The 17,653-nt window shown below is 46.4% G+C and carries 17 protein-coding genes; 13 read left to right on the top strand and 4 right to left on the bottom strand.

The genetic code is table 11. The features are described 5' to 3' along the window. The first annotated feature begins 1,233 nt into the window (after positions 1–1,233). The 13 genes from HMPREF0670_RS03940 (at position 1,234) to HMPREF0670_RS03880 (ending at position 12,498) form a co-directional block, all read left to right on the top strand. Positions 1,234–2,589 carry an MATE family efflux transporter gene (locus HMPREF0670_RS03940; protein WP_009229876.1) on the top strand — a complete coding sequence of 452 codons (1,356 nt, stop codon included), beginning with the start codon at positions 1,234–1,236 and terminating at the stop codon, positions 2,587–2,589. Positions 2,590–2,591: 2 nt separating this feature from the next. Next, a complete protein-coding gene (locus tag HMPREF0670_RS03935; RefSeq protein WP_009229875.1) occupies positions 2,592–3,230 on the top strand; it encodes an AAA family ATPase in 639 nt (212 codons plus the stop codon). Continuing rightward, complete coding sequence (locus tag HMPREF0670_RS03930) at positions 3,218–3,724, top strand: metallophosphoesterase family protein (protein WP_009229874.1); 507 nt, start codon at positions 3,218–3,220, stop codon at positions 3,722–3,724. Before HMPREF0670_RS03935 ends, HMPREF0670_RS03930 begins: the two co-directional genes overlap by 13 nt. A gap of 13 nt (positions 3,725–3,737) precedes the next feature. Continuing rightward, positions 3,738–4,886, top strand: coding sequence for a dTDP-glucose 4,6-dehydratase (rfbB, locus tag HMPREF0670_RS03925; protein ID WP_009229873.1), 1,149 nt, complete (start codon positions 3,738–3,740; stop codon positions 4,884–4,886). Continuing rightward, on the top strand, positions 4,886–5,188 hold the full coding sequence (locus tag HMPREF0670_RS03920) for a hypothetical protein (RefSeq protein ID WP_009229872.1): 303 nt from the start codon (positions 4,886–4,888) through the stop codon (positions 5,186–5,188). Before rfbB ends, HMPREF0670_RS03920 begins: the two co-directional genes overlap by 1 nt. Beyond that, the gene (locus HMPREF0670_RS03915; RefSeq protein WP_009229871.1) at positions 5,185–5,598 is read left to right on the top strand and encodes a sugar 3,4-ketoisomerase; all 414 of its coding nucleotides are present in this window, start codon (positions 5,185–5,187) and stop codon (positions 5,596–5,598) included. The genes HMPREF0670_RS03920 and HMPREF0670_RS03915 overlap by 4 nt, the downstream gene beginning before the upstream one ends. Positions 5,599–5,653: 55 nt before the next feature. Next, the gene (locus HMPREF0670_RS03910) at positions 5,654–6,595 is read left to right on the top strand and encodes a GNAT family N-acetyltransferase (protein ID WP_009229870.1); all 942 of its coding nucleotides are present in this window, start codon (positions 5,654–5,656) and stop codon (positions 6,593–6,595) included. A gap of 83 nt (positions 6,596–6,678) precedes the next feature. After that, entirely contained in the window at positions 6,679–7,782 is a 1,104-nt protein-coding gene (locus tag HMPREF0670_RS03905) for a DegT/DnrJ/EryC1/StrS family aminotransferase (RefSeq protein ID WP_009229869.1), read from the top strand. Between the two features lie 178 nt (positions 7,783–7,960). Continuing rightward, positions 7,961–8,782, top strand: a complete 822-nt coding sequence (gene panB, locus HMPREF0670_RS03900; RefSeq protein WP_009229868.1) for a 3-methyl-2-oxobutanoate hydroxymethyltransferase — start codon at positions 7,961–7,963, stop codon at positions 8,780–8,782. A 91-nt stretch (positions 8,783–8,873) separates the two neighbouring features. Continuing rightward, entirely contained in the window at positions 8,874–10,049 is a 1,176-nt protein-coding gene (locus HMPREF0670_RS03895; protein WP_009229867.1) for an MFS transporter, read from the top strand. A 93-nt stretch (positions 10,050–10,142) separates the two neighbouring features. Further along, the gene (locus HMPREF0670_RS03890) at positions 10,143–11,576 is read left to right on the top strand and encodes a right-handed parallel beta-helix repeat-containing protein (protein ID WP_044077675.1); all 1,434 of its coding nucleotides are present in this window, start codon (positions 10,143–10,145) and stop codon (positions 11,574–11,576) included. A gap of 24 nt (positions 11,577–11,600) precedes the next feature. Beyond that, positions 11,601–12,083: a cytidine deaminase gene (gene cdd / locus HMPREF0670_RS03885; protein ID WP_009229865.1), complete on the top strand. Its 483-nt coding sequence runs from the start codon at positions 11,601–11,603 to the stop codon at positions 12,081–12,083. Between the two features lie 235 nt (positions 12,084–12,318). Beyond that, positions 12,319–12,498, top strand: coding sequence for a hypothetical protein (locus HMPREF0670_RS03880; protein WP_019188460.1), 180 nt, complete (start codon positions 12,319–12,321; stop codon positions 12,496–12,498). Positions 12,499–13,200: 702 nt separating this feature from the next. On the opposite strand, the gene HMPREF0670_RS03875 is transcribed toward HMPREF0670_RS03880, so the two are convergent. From HMPREF0670_RS03875 to HMPREF0670_RS03860, 4 genes are read right to left on the bottom strand one after another with little or no spacing between them, the layout of a single operon-like run. After that, positions 13,201–14,661 (bottom strand): zinc ribbon domain-containing protein, encoded by a 1,461-nt coding sequence (locus tag HMPREF0670_RS03875; RefSeq protein WP_009229864.1) that lies wholly within the window; start codon positions 14,659–14,661, stop codon positions 13,201–13,203. A 37-nt stretch (positions 14,662–14,698) separates the two neighbouring features. Beyond that, entirely contained in the window at positions 14,699–15,394 is a 696-nt protein-coding gene (locus tag HMPREF0670_RS03870; protein WP_009229863.1) for a glycoside hydrolase family 25 protein, read from the bottom strand. Between the two features lie 48 nt (positions 15,395–15,442). Further along, the gene (locus tag HMPREF0670_RS03865; protein WP_009229862.1) at positions 15,443–16,249 is read right to left on the bottom strand and encodes a hypothetical protein; all 807 of its coding nucleotides are present in this window, start codon (positions 16,247–16,249) and stop codon (positions 15,443–15,445) included. A 12-nt stretch (positions 16,250–16,261) separates the two neighbouring features. Then, positions 16,262–17,551, bottom strand: coding sequence for a Na+/H+ antiporter NhaC family protein (locus HMPREF0670_RS03860; protein ID WP_009229861.1), 1,290 nt, complete (start codon positions 17,549–17,551; stop codon positions 16,262–16,264). Between the last annotated feature and the right edge of the window lie 102 nt (positions 17,552–17,653).

The following is a 17,653-nucleotide window of genomic DNA, read 5'->3' as shown; positions in this document are numbered from 1 at the left end:
ATATAAGCAGAAATTTAGATGTTGGAGTCGTCTGTACTTTTACTATGGCGATAAATAGAGATGAGTTTGTTGTCTTTGTGATGCCAACACAATACAAACACCCCTCTTATATACGAAGTGCCCGAAAGACCAACTCGCTGGTTTATGAACTCACGAAAACCCAACGACTACCGAATACATCAACTCATCAACTTACGAACTCAAGAACTCATCAACTCTTAAACTTACTAACTCTTAAACTTACAAACTTTTAAATTCACAAAACTTAAATTCTTGCTTTTTACTTTACAATACCCGTCAAATTCTCACTCCGTTCTAGCGAAAATATAAGTTAAAAAGTAGGTAAATTACTACCATATCTAGTCTTTCAAGTCTTTTGTCCTGTCTATTTTTAAGAATAGAACCTGCATTTTGCACCATTTTGCCTTTCTAGTTTGGTCGTTGACTCGTAATTTTTCACGCCCAATTACGCCCTTTTAGACCCTAAAACCCTACTTTTAACGGCTATTTTGCCCTTTTTAGTCTTGTTTTTAATGGTTCTAAAAGGTATTGTTTATACCATTGTTGTGGATATTTATACTTTTCGACTTGCATTTTGCAGCATTTCGCAGTGTGTTTTGCAGCAAATCGCACTGCGTTTAGCACCAAAATGCACTGCGTTTAGCACCAAAATGCACTGCGTTTAGCACCAAAACACACTGCGTTTTGCACCAAATTGCACTGCGTTTTGCACCAAATGGTCCAAAATCTGGTGCAAATGACGATGATTTTAAATAAAAATTCATTTTGCAGCATTCACATGCTAACCCCCATTGACTTCAAAAACAACCTTCGCGAGAATCGATTTTTTGCGACTAGGTGAGCGATTGGTGAACGAAAAGGGTACTCATAATGTTAAAATTCTTGCTGAAAAGCGGACAGAAACAGACAAGTTGAGGCGTTGACAAGTTAGCGAGTTGGCAGGTTGACATGTTGACTAGTTAACGAGTAGCCCAGTTGACGGGTTGACAAACCAACGAGAGTGAACAAGCTAACGAGTAGACCGTTTACGAGTTAATCAGTTGACAAGCCAATGAATAGACCAGTTAACGAGAAAATGGGTTTAAAAGCTCGTTTCACCATTAAACATCTACTACAAGTGCGTTGCCAACTAGAAAGTTGGTAATAATGAGCAGGTAATTTGTGGAAACCAGCTATAATTAGTACTTTTGCAGGATAAACCGAATTATATTGATGGATAATCAGAAAGCAACATTAGAGTTAGGTACAAAGCCAGTGGGGCAGCTGCTTGTGCGCTATGCCGTCCCTGCAATCATTGCCATGACGGCATCCTCGCTCTACAACATGGTTGACAGTATCTTTATTGGGCAGGGCGTTGGCGCTTTGGCTATCTCTGGGCTTGCCATTACCTTTCCGTTGATGAACCTTTCCACCGCTTTTGGCGCAGGAGTAGGGGTGGGAGCGTCTAGTTTGCTTTCGGTAAAGCTGGGGCAAAAAGATTATGAAGCCGCCCAAAACATACTTGGCAACACTGTGATGCTGAACATCATAACGGGCGTTTGTTTCTCCATCATCAGCCTTTTGTTTCTCGAACCCATCCTGATGTTCTTTGGGGCGAGTGCCCAAACGCTGCCTTACGCCAAAGACTACATGGAGATTATCCTCCTTGGTAACGTTGTTACGCACCTGTATTTTGGTCTTAACGCCCTGCAACGGGCGGCGGGCAAGCCCCAATTGTCTATGTATATGACCATCTTCACGGTGATAATCAATGCCATACTCGACCCAATCTTCATCTGGCCACTAGGACTAGGCATACGCGGAGCAGCCTACGCCACGGTGCTTTCCCAGCTGCTTGCCCTGATATGGCAGTTGGTGATGTTCAGCAAAAAGTCTGAATTTATACACTTCAAGCGCGGAATATATCGCTTGCGCAGTCGTTTGGTGAAGAATATCCTTGCCATTGGCATGTCTCCCTTTTCCATGAACGTGTGCGCTTGCTTTGTGGTTATCATCATCAACAACAGTTTGGTGTCGCATGGGGGCGACATGGCTGTTGGTGCCTACGGCATCATCAACCGCATTGCCTTTATCTTCGTGATGGTAACCATCGGTGTTAACCAAGGTATGCAACCCATTGCAGGCTACAATTATGGAGCGATGAAGTTCGACCGCATGATGCGCGTGTTGAAATACGCCGTAATTTGCGGCACATGCGTAACCACAACGGGCTTTGTGGTAGGCGAGTTTTTCCCCGAACAGTGCGTTAGGCTCTTCACGTCCGACCAAACGCTCATCACCCTTTCGGTGCATGCCATGCGCATAACGATGATGTCTTTCCCCATCATCGGCTATCAAATGGTTATCGCCAACTTCTTCCAAAGCATCGGCAAGGCCAAGATAAGCGTTTTCCTTTCGCTTTCAAGGCAGTTGGTGTTCTTAATTCCGCTGCTCTTGGTGCTGCCTACACTCTATGGTGTAGACGGCGTATGGTGGTCTATGCCCGTTGCCGATACCACATCGGCCTTAGTAACAGCCGTTATCATGGTCCTGTTTATGCGTAAAATCAACAAACAAAAGACATTATAGCAATGGAAACTTCGAATATTATCATAACAGTGGGCAGACAGCTTGGCAGTGGCGGCAAGGAAATTGCCTCATTGTTGGCGCAACGCTTGGGCTATAAAATGTATGATAGCGAGTTGTTGAACCTTGCCGCAAAAGAAAGTGGACTTTGTGAGCGGCTTTTCGAACGCAACGATGAGCAGAAGGCGTTTAGCAAAAGTTTCTTCCGCTACAATCTCCCGCTTATCGGCGGAGAACACGGCATGTTCCAAGACGAGCTGTCGCAAGATACGTTGTTCAAGTTTCAAAGCGAGGCCATTATCAAGGCTGCCGAGGCTGACAATTGCGTGTTCGTGGGTAGGTGCGCCGACTATATTCTGCGTGATGCTCCACGTATGATTAGTTTTTTCGTAACGGCAAACCTCGAAGAGCGTATTCAACGCGTGATGCAACGCCAGCAATGCGACGAGAAAAAGGCTGCCGCCATCATTCACGAAGGCGACGAACGCCGAGCTGCCTATTACGATTTCTATACGGGTAAGACGTGGGGGCATGGGTTCTCGTACGACCTTTGCATCAATTCTTCCATCTTGGGCGTAAGGGGTACGGTCGATTTCCTTGGACGATTTGTTGAAACAAAGTTTTCTAAGCAATGCGGCGAATAGGTATTTTGAGCGACACCCACGGCTATTGGGACGACAGGTACTTGACCTATTTTGCCGAATGCGACGAGATTTGGCATGCAGGCGACATCGGCTCGTTGGAAGTTTCCATGCGTTTGGCCGCCTTTAAGCCGCTAAGGGCTGTGCATGGCAACATTGATGGTGGCGACCTGCGCCGCCTATACCCAGAGCGGTTACGCTTTAAGGTAGAGGATGTAGACGTTTTGATGACTCATATCGGCGGTTATCCAGGGCATTACGACCCGCGCATACAGGCCACACTCTATGCTAGTCCGCCTAAACTATTCGTTGCGGGGCATTCGCACATCTTGAAAATACAATACGATAAGACGTTGAACATGCTACACATCAACCCCGGAGCAGCAGGCATATCGGGATTCCACAAGGAACGAACACTCGTTAGGCTTACTATTGAGGGTGAAAAATTCACCGATTGTGAAGTAATAACATTAGCAGACAATAATAAAAACAGATAAATATATTTTTTATATGAAAACCTATCTCGTAACTGGGGCAGCTGGTTTTATCGGCGCCAACTACATTAAGTATCTCTTGGAAAAGAAGTACCAGGACGAAGACATCAAAGTTATTGTACTAGACCTACTTACATACGCAGGCAATTTGGGTACGATAAAGAACAACATCGACGACAAACGCTGCGTGTTTGTTCGTGGCGACATACGCGATCGCGACTTGGTTAACGGTCTTTTTGCCGACAACGAAATCGACTATGTGGTTAACTTTGCCGCAGAAAGTCATGTTGACCGCAGCATCGAAGACCCACAGCTGTTTCTTTCGGTAAACATTCTTGGCACCCAAAACCTGCTGGATGCGGCGCGTAAGGCCTGGGTTACGGGTAAAGACGAAACGGGTTATCCCACATGGAAGGCCGGCAAACGCTACCATCAAGTATCTACCGACGAGGTTTATGGCTCGCTAGGAGACACGGGTTACTTCATGGAAACTACGCCTTTGTGCCCCCATAGCCCATATAGTGCATCGAAAGCCAGTGCCGACATGTTTGTCATGGCTTACCACGACACTTACCACATGCCCGTAAGCATCACACGTTGCTCTAACAATTACGGTCCATATCATTTTCCCGAAAAACTTATTCCGCTAATTATCAACAATATTTTAGAAGGAAAGAAACTCCCCGTTTACGGCAAAGGCGAGAACGTTAGAGATTGGCTTTACGTTGAAGACCATTGTAAGGCCATCGACCTTGTTGTGCGCGAAGGGCGCGTTGGCGAGGTGTATAACGTTGGCGGACACAACGAAATGAAGAACATCGACATTGTGAAATTGATTATTAAGACCATTCGCCAACTAATGGACAGCAACAAAGACCTTCGCCACGTGCTTAAAAAACAAGAATTGGATGCTAATGGAGAGATACGCACCGACTGGATAAACGAAGACCTGATTACGTATGTTGCCGACCGATTGGGACACGACCTGCGTTATGGTATCGACCCAACGAAGATTAAAAACGAACTGGGCTGGTATCCCGAAACCATGTTTGCCGATGGTATAGTTAAGACCATCGAGTGGAACTTGGCCAATCAAGAATGGATTGCCGAAGTAACAAGCGGTGATTATCAAAAGTATTACGAAGAGATGTACGGCAACCGTTAATGGATAGCATTAGTACAGAGCTGCATAGCTTTCTCATCAGCTTTGGTCAAAATCCCAAGTTGGTGAGTCATCAGGTGGGGCATTATGTTGAACATTTGCTCCACCTGTTGCCAACCTTGAACGAACAACGGCTCATTTCTTTCTATGGCCTGTTTGGTAAAACAAGGCTTACGTTACGCCAATTGGCACAGGCAAAGAACGAAACAGATGCCCAAACGGCCGAAAACATAGCCACCGACTTGCGTAGGTTGGCTGTAACACCCGAATGGCAGATGCTTAAAGGTTTGATAAACAAGAAATGAAACACTTGAACACAGCTCTTATCGACTTTCCCAAGATAACCGATCCGCGTGGTAATCTCACTGTGGCGCAGGCATTGACAGATGTTCCATTCGCCATAAAACGCGCTTATTGGGTTTACGATGTGCCTGCCGGTGAATGCCGCGGAGGGCATGCGCACAAGTTGTGTAAGGAGGTTCTTATCGCCCTTAGTGGTAGTTTCCATGTAACGGTAGACAACGGCGAAGAGCAAAAAACAGTGTTGCTTAACCATCCTTATCAAGGTTTGCTTATTGAAACAGACGTGTGGCGAACGCTCGACGACTTCTCTTCAGGAGCTGTTTGTTTGGTTTTAGCATCCGAACCGTTCGATGAAGACGACTACATTCGCGAGTACGACGACTTTCTTCGGTATCTCGCAGATATAAAATAGCGGTGCATTGCATCGTGTCTTATATAGGCTTTAATACCCATCCTGTAATTTTCGAATGTACGAAATAGTTAGATATACGCCTGAACTGAAAGCCCAATGGGACAGTTTCGTTCGCAAAAGCCGAAACGGAACCTTCCTTTTCTTGCGCGATTATATGGACTACCATCGCCAAAGGTTCACCGATTTCTCACTTCTTATATTCCATAAGCAATCTTTGGTGGCTCTTTTGCCGCTCAATAAGGAAAGGGATGGGAGCGTGACTTCGCATAGTGGGTTGACCTACGGAGGACTGATAACCGACAAGAGGGGTAGGGCGGTTAAGGTGATGCAGGTGTTCGAATGCCTTAATACGTGGTTACGCAATGCGGGAATAACACGCGTTGTGTATCGCCCCGTGCCGTGGATATACCATGAATTGCCTGCCGAAGAAGACCTTTATGCGCTTTTCAATGTCTGCAATGCACGTCTAACGGCTCGCGAAATATCCTCTACTATCTCGCAAGAGAATAAGTTGACTTTCAGTCAGTCGCGAAAAGACTGTCTGCGAAAGGCTAAAAGAGCAGGTGTGGAAGTTATGCCCTGCAATGATTTTGCCGCTTTTTGGGATATACTATCTGCCAACTTGCAACAGCGATACGCCGTTAATCCTGTGCATTCGCTTACCGAAATAACGATGTTGGCAAACCTTTTCTCTCGCCACATCCGCCTTTATGCAGCCTATTTAGATAATGAAATGGTGGCAGGAACAGTGCTCTACATTATGCCACGCGTAGTGCATGTGCAATATATATCTGCATCGGCCAAGGGTAAGGCCGTAGGTGCGCTCGACCTTTTGTTTCGTTATCTCATCGACGAAGTGTTTGTTGACAAGCCTTATTTCGACTTTGGCAAGTCTACCGAAGACCGCGGACGACGGTTAAACGAACAGCTTATCTTCCAAAAAGAAGGCTTTGGCGGGCGTGGCGTGTGTTACGACACCTACGAATGGACGCCATAGGCTTTGCACTAACGTTATCTTCAAGTGTCTGCATGCCTTTGTGCGATGTTATATATAATAATGTATAAGTTTCCTTTCATGTCATGTTAAAGTATTTCGACCTTCAAAGATACACCGCCCTACATCGCGAACAGCTACAACAAGCTGTTAACAGGGTGGTGGATAGTGGTTGGTACCTGTTGGGCAACGAGGTAAAAGCTTTTGAAAAAGCCTACTCCCAATACATCGGCACGACGCATTGTGTGGCCTGCGGAAATGGATTGGATGCCCTTTCGCTCATCTTCAAGGCCTACATTGAGAAAGGTTTGTTACGCCCTGGCGACGAGATACTAGTGCCAGCCAACACCTATATCGCCTCAATCATTTCGATAACGTCTAACGGTTTGCTGCCAGTTTTGGTCGAACCACATGCAGATACGTTCCAGATAGATGCGCAACAAATGCCAAAACACATCGGCAAGCGAACCAAAGCACTGCTTGTTGTGCATCTATATGGCAAGTGTGCCTTTACCGATGAGTTGCTTTCCATTTGCGAGGAACATCAACTTTTGATGATAGAAGACAACGCGCAAGCTCATGGATGCCAATGGAAAGGGCGGCGAACAGGTAGTGTAGGCCATGCGGCTGCCCACAGTTTCTACCCAGGAAAGAACCTCGGTGCACTGGGAGATGCCGGTGGTGTAACCACTGACGATGAAGAGTTGGCGAACATTGTGCGAGCATTGGGCAATTATGGTTCGAGCAAGAAGTATGTGTTCGACTACGTGGGGCAGAACAGTAGGATGGACGAAATGCAGGCCGCAGTGCTTTGCGAGAAGCTTAAATGGCTCGATCAGGACAACGAACTGCGCGTGGCCATCGCCACAAAGTATGTTGACGGCATCCAAAACACAGCCATAACCTTGCCAACCAAAGACTATTTGGCCAACAACGTGTTCCACATATTCCCCGTGCTATGTGCCAAACGCGAATTATTGCAGCGCGAATTACACCAGCGCAGCATCGAAACCATCATTCATTATCCCATACCGCCCCACAAGCAGAAATGCTACTCCGAGTGGAATACCCTTGCTTTGCCCATCACCGAACGCATACATCGCGAAGAGTTAAGCTTGCCGTTAAATCCTACCATGACCAATGAAGAGGTGGAAATGGTTATCTCGCAAGTGTCAGACATCAGGCTGTGACATCAGAAAAAGACTAACGCCATGCGCTTTCCAACTTGTTTGCGTACCGCGTCTTTAACTAACACAATTTGCAGATATGGATAATAATGCTTAACTTTGCCCTAAATTTACAACAATATATGGCAAAATGGAGTTGGGGCAAAGCTCGAACTCCATTAATTGAAAATGAAAGAACGTAATGGCAGGTTATTTAAATACTGACATAAAAAAGGTAACAGCAAACAAGTTTGTGGCAATGAAACGTCAAGGTGAGAAGATTTCTATGCTCACGGCATACGATTTCACCACAGCGACGATTATTGACGGAGCAGGTATTGACGGCATCTTGGTGGGCGACTCGGCCGCTAACGTGATGGCTGGAAATGCTGACACTTTGCCCATTACGCTCGACGAAATGATATATCACGCCCGAAGTGTTGCCCGAGCCGTGCATCGTGCCCTCGTTGTATGCGACATGCCGTTTGGCACTTATCAAGTTTCTAAGGAGGCAGCTGTGGCCAATGCCGTGCGAATCATGAAAGAAACGGGTGTGGACGCCTTGAAGATGGAGGGGGGAAAAGAGATTGCCGACACGATTAAATATTTGGTAGACATTGGCATTCCCGTTATTGGGCATCTCGGACTAACCCCACAAAGCGTGCATAAGTTTGGTGGATATGGCGTTAGGGCAAAAGAAACGGCCGAGGCCGAAAAGCTAATTGTCGATGCCATTGCCCTAGACGAGGCCGGCTGTTTTGCCATAACCCTGGAGAAAGTGCCTGCCGATTTGGCCGCAGAGGTAACGAAACGTGTATCGTGCGCCACGATTGGGATTGGTGCAGGCAACGCAACCGATGGCCAAATCCTTGTATATGCCGACATGCTTGGCCTTACGCAGGGCTTCAAACCTAAGTTTTTAAGGCAGTATGCCAATCTAGGACAGCAGATGAACGATGCCGTGCAGGCCTACATTGCCGACGTTAAATCGACGACATTCCCCTCTGTAGACGAGTCGTATTAACTTTGTTACATATAAAGGACATTCATTACGCCGACTATTAACGCTCGTGTTCTTCACCTTCACTTCATGATTATCAATTAACAACGAAGCTATGGACACCCAAAACACCCCAGTACACATCAGTCTTTGGCATGCCGACTTTTGGATTTTGGCCATTACCAACCTGCTTATAACCATGTCGGTGTATATGCTCATCCCCATTTTGCCCATTTGGATGTTGGGTACGGCTGGCCTTTCCCAACAAGCCGTTGGAACAGTAATGGGTGTTTACGGCATCGGACTGTTTCTTTTGGGCGGCTTTTGCAATTGGCTTGTTCAGCGTTATCGCCGCAACAGGGTTTGCCTTTGGGCCATTGCTTTGGTGTTTTTGTCCCTGCTAGGTTGTTGGTTAGTAGAGCGCGAGCTGCAACAGTCGTGGTTACAATACCGCTTATTGTTGTTTTTACGAATCGTTTTAGGTGCAGCTTTCGGCTTAGTACAGATGATATTGTCTAGTACGTTGATAATAGATAAGAGCGAATCTTTTCAGCGTACCGAGGCCAACCATGCCTCTGCATGGTTCGGTCGCTTTGCCTTGTCGCTCGGTCCAATGCTTGGCATTGTCTTTGCGCGCACCTCTTTCAGTCCTCTTTTTGCCAGTGCAGCTTTGGCTTTGGTTGCATATCTACTGCTTGCCACAGTAAAATTTCCTTTCCGAACGCCCGACGATGGAGTGAAAAAGATTAGTGGCGACCGCTTTTTCTTGCCCGATGCAAAGTGGCTTTTCCTCAATCTCTTCCTCATTTGCCTGTCGGTTGGCATACTTATGTCCACCCAATACACCGCCATGTTCTACGCTATGGTGATGGTAGGCTTTGCGATAGCCCTGCTGGCCGAACGTTTTGCTTTTGTAGATGCCGACCTAAAAAGTCAGGTAGTGGCAGGTTCAATACTCATTGCTGCGGCCTTGATGATGATATTAACGCGCAAGCAAATGGTTGTAAACTACATTTCGCCCGTGTTCGTTGGGCTTGGTATTGGTCTTATTGGTTCGCGTTTCTTGCTCTTCTTCATCAAGTTGAGTAAGCATTGTCAGCGTGGAACGGCCGTAAGCACTTACATGCTAGGTTGGGAGAGCGGCCTGGCGGCAGGTCTTTTCGTTGGCTACTTCTTCTTTGCCGAAGACATTCACCTTGCATTGTCGGCCTCGTTAGCCTGCCTTATCTTGGCTTTCGGCTTATATGTTGTCTTTACGCACCAATGGTATATTAGGAAGAAGAACAGGTAACAGGTTTGTTTGCGTGCTTATTCATAGGCTGGTTACGCACTCTTTTTCCCGTTTTATCGGCAATATATTTGTTTGAAACACGTTATTATCAGTATGAAAGTAAAGTACGCCTGTTTTATAATCTCGATATTCTGCATGTTATTCTCGTGTTCCGACGACGATTTCACCACATCTTCTTCGGTTTCGCCCCTCCATTTCTCAACAGATACGGTTGACATGGACACCGTGTTTGCCAATGTACCCACGTCTACACGTACTTTTTGGGTGTACAACCGTTTGGGTACCAACGTGCGACTGTCTAGTGTGCGCTTGGCTGGCGGCAATCAGCAAGGCTATCGGGTGAATGTGGATGGCACATATTTAAGTTCTGAATCGGGATTTCAAACGAATAATTTAGAGGTGCGCAAGAACGATAGCATCCGAGTTTTTGTTGAGCTGACATCTCCAAAGGCAACGTCAGAAGGATTAGAACTGATAGAAGACAAATTAGTTTTTAGTCAGCTTGGCGGCATGGAACAACGCGTGCTACTTCGTGCGCGTAGCTGGAAAGCGCGTTCGGTGAAGAACCTTCGCATACGGCGCGACACTACATTAACAGGCGAAACACCCATCATTGTTTATGGAAAGATACAGGTTGACAGTGCGGCAACACTAACCTTAGCCCCAGGAACTATGCTGTTTTTTCACGATAAGGCTGGAATTGACGTGTATGGACGGCTACTGGTTAAGGGAACGGCCGAGGCTAATGTGGTGTTGCGCGGCGACAGATTGGACAAGATGTTCAGCTATTTGCCTTACGACCGCGTGAGTGGACAGTGGGCAGGCGTGCATATCTACGAACATTCGTATGGCAACGAGTTTGAAAACATGGACCTTCATAGCTCTTTCGATGGTTTGCGAGTAGACTCGTCGGATGTTTCTAAAACGAAATTAGTTATGAAAGCCGTGACAATACACAATTGCCAAGGCTTTGGCGTGCTGGCAGACAACAGCCAGATAGAGATGCAAAACTGCCAAATATCCAACACGCAGAACGATTGTGTGCGCATAAACGGCGGAAAAGTATCGCTAACGCATTGCACTTTGGCCCAGTTTTACCCTTTTGGAGCGAACCGGGGCGCAGCATTGTGGGTAACGTTCAACAAGTTTCCGCTGACAAACTTGGTGGTACAAAACAGCCTTTTAACGGGTTATGCCAACGATATATTGATGTTGGGGAAAGAAGAAAAAGACAAGGGACTGCTGATGACTTTTAGAGATAGTCGTATCAGGATGCCCAAATTGGAAGTGCCCTACACGAATGCGAAGTTTGAGAACGTAACTTACGAGAACGCCACCGATACAACCCAATCGCCCCGTAACACGTTTGCGGTGTTCGACGAGAAGAACCTTTATTACGATTTCAGATTGAAGAAGGGTAGTGGCGCGATAGACGCGGCTAACGCATTGTGGACATTGCCTACCGACAGAAAGGGAGTGGCGCGCGATGCCAAGCCCGACTTAGGGGCGTACGAATATAAGGAATAAGCAGTAGAAGATAATATATATATTATGAGAACGATAGACCTTAACATTCGCATTCGCGAATTTGCATTTGATGAGATGAACGAGGCAGACCGCTATTTGCTGGAACAAGCCAAGCTGGCCACCAACAATGCCTACGCCAATTATTCAAAGTTTTATGTGGGTGCGGCCCTTTTGTTAGCCGATGGCAGCGTGGTAATAGGTGCCAACCAAGAGAATGCTGCCTTTCCGTCGGGCTTATGCGCCGAACGTTCGGCCATCTTCGCTGCCCAATCGCAACGTCCAGAGCAAGCCGTCGTTGCTATGGCTGTGGCAGCACGCAACGAAAAGGGTTTCCTCTCACAGCCAATAACGCCTTGCGGTGCGTGTAGGCAAGTGGTGTTAGAAATGGAAGACCGATATAAGCAGCCTGTCCGCATTCTTCTCTATGGAGAAAATCGCATTTTTGAGCTTTCGTCAATCAAAGACTTGCTCCCTCTTTCGTTTGTGGACGCACACATGCACGGCTAGACACTCATTTAAAAACGGTGAAATGCCTAGTTTATGAGTAAAATTGCTTAAATTGGACGTGCTGGGCTGATTTTTAACTATTCTGTAAGGAGTTGATATACAGTAATATATAGAAAAGTTACAGAATTAGTTGAAAAATAATGCTAAAAAACGATACGTCGTATTGGAAAAATGTTTACCTTTGCAATGTTTTAATAAACAAATGATTGTTTTACAGATTTAAAAAGCAAAGAAAATGAAAAAATTAGTTTTGGCTTTCGTAGCTATCGCTGCTGTATCTTTCGCATCTTGCAATGATAAGAAGAACGCTCCTGCTGCTAACGCAGACAGCACGGTTAATGACACCGCTAACGTTCAAGACAGCACTGCTGCTAACGACAGCACCGCTGCTAACGATTCAACAGCTCACATGTAATTTCTACGTAAAGTGAAATGAGAGAACGGGCGCACCTTTGGTGCGCCTTTTTTTATGCGTTTTAAGCTGCAAAGGTCTAAATCACTGACACCCCTTACAACCTGCCACAAAGGGGTCAACAGAAGATTAATGGTTATTTTTTCAGGCTACTTGCTGATAAATAAGTATTGTAAACCCTTAAACATAAGCTCTTTGTAGTATGGAATCCCATGTAAGCTAAGTATAGATTTTGTAGTCTTTATTTTAGCCCTTTATATTCTTTAATATTCAGTAAATAAAGTGATGTGAAAGAATAGAGCTCACAAAAAGGTATTGATAATTAGATGTTAAACGATATCACACCAAATTCAGGAAGAACCTTTTTTGTGCGTTTTAAGTTGCATGGGCCTATTGCGGGCCTTATTCTAGGAGGCATGACGGGTTACGGCTAGAGGCTAAGATAGGAAATAGGGTCAACAAGCAAATGAAAGATGAATAGAAACAATAGAAACAATGGAAACAATGGAAACAACTTCAGATATTTGATAAGCGGTCTAAAGACCGACTCGGGTTTAACCTCTGCATAAAAATATCCCCACTCTGGCGCAGGGATGGTAACCCTAACCAAAGGTGGGAATATTATATGAAAGGCAGTTAACCGATATCGTTTAACGATAAGCACAGGTCAAGGCATGGCAGACAAAGCGAGTTGTGGTTGCGTATTTACTTTATCACCTTAACCATGTTCAGTTCTGTAATCTTTCCATCGGGGTTCACTTTCGCCTTAATGCGGTAGTTAGCCTCTGTTTCTTGGCCCTCGTCTTCGCGTTCAATCTTTTGTTTTGCAGAGAAGTCAACGCTATATTCGTATTCATCGATACCAATCTCACGTTTCGTAATCTTCATGTCGTTGTTGGCGCGCCATTCCATAGCCGTGATGTCGTCCTTATAAATTTTGTTGAGGAAGGCAATGACATCGCTTTTCGAGGCGTTGCTCTTTCCAAGGAACGAACTTAGGAAATCGCTGAAGTTAGAAGTGAGCCCTTCGTCGTCACGGTCGTTAATGCTACGGAACACACTACGGAACACCAAAGCCAGCATTTCTTTTTCTTTCGGCGTAATGTTTTTAGTTTTGGCCACATTCAAGCTGTTGTTAGCCTCGTCGATATATACGCCGTTGGGATGTTCGGTAACATATAGGTTGTAGGCCTCTGTCGTATTGGCTTTTTTAGCCACCAACCAGTCAAGCGAATCTATCTTGCGTTCCGCCTCTGCCTTGTGTGTGCTGTTAGGGTATTTGCTTAGAAAATCAGCCAAAGCCGTCTTCGACCCACTCACCATCGTGTTAGTCCAGTCTAGCTCGCTTTGTTTAAGTTGGGCTAGCTGTTGGCTAATCTTGTCGCGGTGCATCGGGTCTGCATCTCTATAATTGTTTAGATACGATTCAAGCACAGCTGGGTCGTTGCTGTTAAGGGCGTATTCGTAGGCCTGTTGCTCCTTGTTACCAGATGAACCAAAGAAGAAGTATGCGCCAAGACCAATGAAGAGCAATGCAACAACCGAGATGAGAGCAATGGTTAAGATGTTCTTATTTTGCGGTTGCTGAGTGCCTGGAGGGGGCGTTTGTGGTGGAACCTGTCCGTATTGAGGCTGTTGGGGGTTGCCAAACTGCGACTGAGGTCCATTAGTGGGTTGTGCCGGTTGAGCCTGATAGCCGCTTTGTTGCTGTGTAGGCTGTGCCGGTTGAGCCTGATAACCGCCTTGTTGTTGCGTTGGCTGTACAGGTTGACCTTGATAGGCGTTGTTTACAGGTTGGCTGGCTTGCGATTGCATGCCTTGGCTGCTGCCATATACGTTTTGTTGCTGTTGAGCAGCAACAGGGGTAACCGTTGGTTGTACATACGCATTGTTAGACAGCTGTTGCGGAACGTTGGTATCTGCTACGCCTGCCGAAGGAGACTGTGGCGCAGGGGGAACAACGTTGTTGGGGTGTTCATTTTCCATGGTCGAAGCATTTGCCGTGCGGTGGTGGCAGTGGGGGCATTCGGCTTGCTCCTTAAAGTAAGCCTCACCGCAAACGGGGCATTTAACAACTTCGTTTTCGATTTTCGCGCCGCATGAAGGGCACGAGGGAGCTCTGTCACTAATTACATGACCGCACTCCGGACATTTAATCATTGCCATATTGTTTTCCTTTTATGTATTGTTTGATGATAATTGGTTAGTGGTGGAAACGTATCTCGCGCAAGCCGTGGTTCTTAAGAAACCTGCTCTTGTCTACAAATCCGTTGATACCGTTAATCCGTCCCTTGCCTGTATATTGCCACATGGTGATGTCGCGTCCGTCTTTAAGTTCGGGTTCGACGGCGTTGTATTGGGCAATCATCAATGGATAGCCGTCTATCGCGCCCTGCATGTGGGCGTTGTAGAAGTTGGTGAAGGTGTAGATGAGCGGCTTTTGTTTATACGCCTCTTCCACAAGCGTGATGAATTTGGTAAGCGAATCGCGGAATTCGGGTGTGGACAATCCGCTCTTCGTTTCTACGTCAATCATCGGTATAAGGTCTTGGTCGCCTGGCCTGCATTGTGTCATGAAGTTCTCCAACTGCTTAGTGAGGTTGGTTTTGGGCCTGAAAAAGTGGTACGAACCTACTTTCAGCCCATATTGATGAGCCAGTTGTATGTTGCGTTCGTACCTAGGGTCGATGCGGTCGCCACCTTCGGAGGCTTTGATGTACACGTATGCCATCTTCGAGTTTTCGCCGATGACTTCCCAAAACACTTGCCCCTGATAATGGCTGATATCTATGCCGTGTATGTGGTTGCAAGTGTCTTCGCATTGTATGTAGTATCCTTCTTGGGCATTAGCCCCAAAAGGACATAATGCGCATGCCAAAACGATAAGTAATTTCTTCATAGATGCAAAGTTACAAAAAGTAGTTAGAGTGGCAGTATTATAAACGCATTATTCTTCCAATTCCGAAAGATTTTTAGCAAATTTATAGGTAAGGTTGCTGATTGTCTCTATCGGTGCATACAAAAGGTAGTGAAAGCTGCGTCTCATGCTTTGTTTAATGGCCCCCGAATTGGCGTGCAGCCACAGCGATTTGTCTTGTTTAAAGTCCCACTTTTCGCTTGTGTCTTTTGCAGTACGCTCAACCGATTTGAGCGTGGCCTTCTCGGCATCGCCCATTATGCGCTTGGTGAATGGCACTTCATCTTCTTCGAAACCTAAGAGCAGTATAAGTATGCTGCCTTGAAATTGTGCCAAGCTTTCGATGTGCAACCGGTTGAGCCAACTTTCCAATTTGACGAAGTCTACCTTATGGCCCATTGTCCGGAGATATATGCCCAAATCAACGATACCCCTTAGCACAACACCCTTGTTAAGCGTATCTTCCACATTATGTACGATGATATTGAGCACATGCAACGTTTCGATAGATGTGTCCATCGCATGTGGCTCGCCTTCTCTGATGGCTTTCAACCGATTGTTCAAGAACTTGTTCGAAAGTCGAGAACTAGCGTATATCTCGTCCAAAGAGAGTTGCGGATGCGATTTTAAGTCGTGCAGGATGGGTTGGGGGATATGGCGCACGTTTTGGTATTGCTGCTTAGTGTAACCCGCCAAAGCAAACTGCAACACATCGTGAACACCCATCATGGCAAACAACTTGCGCCATTTGTAAGCCGACATGGGTTCAACATGTTGCATCTTGCCGAACGCCCCCGTTTGCAGCAAGGCGAAAAAGTTTCTCTTTATGACATCCATCGCTAGTTGTTGTTAGCTATACTTTTTGGGGTATCTGAAAACAATGGCCAAGATGGTGGCTAGGCCAATGGCAAAGGGATAATAGAGATATGGCACGATGTGCGCAGGATTGATTTTAGCCAGACCTGCTGCCATAAGTAGCTGCGCGCCGTAAGGGATGATGCCCTGAATGCAGCACGACATGGTGTCGAGTATGCTGGCACTTTTGCGACTGTCTACGCCATAACGCTGCGATACATCTTTGGCTATGCCGCCCACTGTGAGGATAGACACGGTGTTGTTGGCCGTGCACACGTCTACCAATGCAACGAGCAGGGCGATAGTTCCCTCCGCACCGCGCTTGCCGTTGATGCGTGCCGTAAGCTTGTTGATGACATAGTCTACACCGCCATTCATGCGGATAATCTCTAAAAGGCCACCTGCCAGCATGGTGATGATGATGAGTTCGCCCATGCCCACGATGCCTTCGCCCATCGAATGGAACCACCCGAAGAGGTCGTAGGCACCGTTCCAAATGCCGATAATGCCCGTCATGCCAATGCCAAGCGTAAGTACGGCCATCACGTTCATTCCAAAAATGGCCGTAACGATAACCAACACATAGGGCAAAATGTTGAGATATTGTATGCTTGAAGGGGCATGTGTGCTTGCAACCCCAAAGCCCAAGAACGTGTAAATGGCCACAATGGCAAGGGCAGCAGGCAAAACGATATAGATGTTCACAAGGAACTTGTCTTTCATCCGACAGCCTTGCGTGTTGGTAGCGGCCACGGTGGTGTCGGAAATAAACGATAGGTTGTCGCCGAAAAACGAACCGCCCACAACTATTCCTGCCATAAGTGGGAGATTAACGCCCGTGCTTTGGGCAATGCCCGCGGCAATGGGGATGAGCGCCACAATGGTTCCAACGCTTGTTCCGATAGAAAGCGAGATAAGGCAGGCCGCAAGGAAGATGCCAGGAAGCAACAGATTGCTTGGAAGGGCATTGAGCGTGAAGTTTACCATAGCATCAATGCTGCCCATCTCTTTGGCAGAATTGGCAAAGGCACCAGCCAAAACAAATATCCACAACATCAGCATCATGTTGTTGGTGCTGGCACCTTTGCTGAACACGTTTATCCGTTCGGCCAAAGGTTTGCCCCTCGAAGTGGCAATGGCATACATGCTCGAAATCATGAAAGCCACCGTAATGGGTATCTTATAGAAGTCGCCCGCTACAATAGACGTGACGAGATACATCACGATAAACACGAATAGCGGACTTAAAGCCAATAATCCTTTCTTATTTGAAATATGGTGCATGTCTGTTGTTTGGTTTGATGCGAGTCAAAGGCACGCTTATTTTTGTGCTCTTGTTATCCTGTTGCTCGCTTGTGGCCGTTAATTAAATGTTCTACTTCGTTT

This window comes from Prevotella sp. oral taxon 317 str. F0108, assembly GCF_000162415.1.
GTDB lineage: Bacteria > Bacteroidota > Bacteroidia > Bacteroidales > Bacteroidaceae > Prevotella > Prevotella conceptionensis.
Note: the sequence above shows the minus strand (reverse complement) of the source record. Positions and strands in the feature narration are given on the sequence as shown.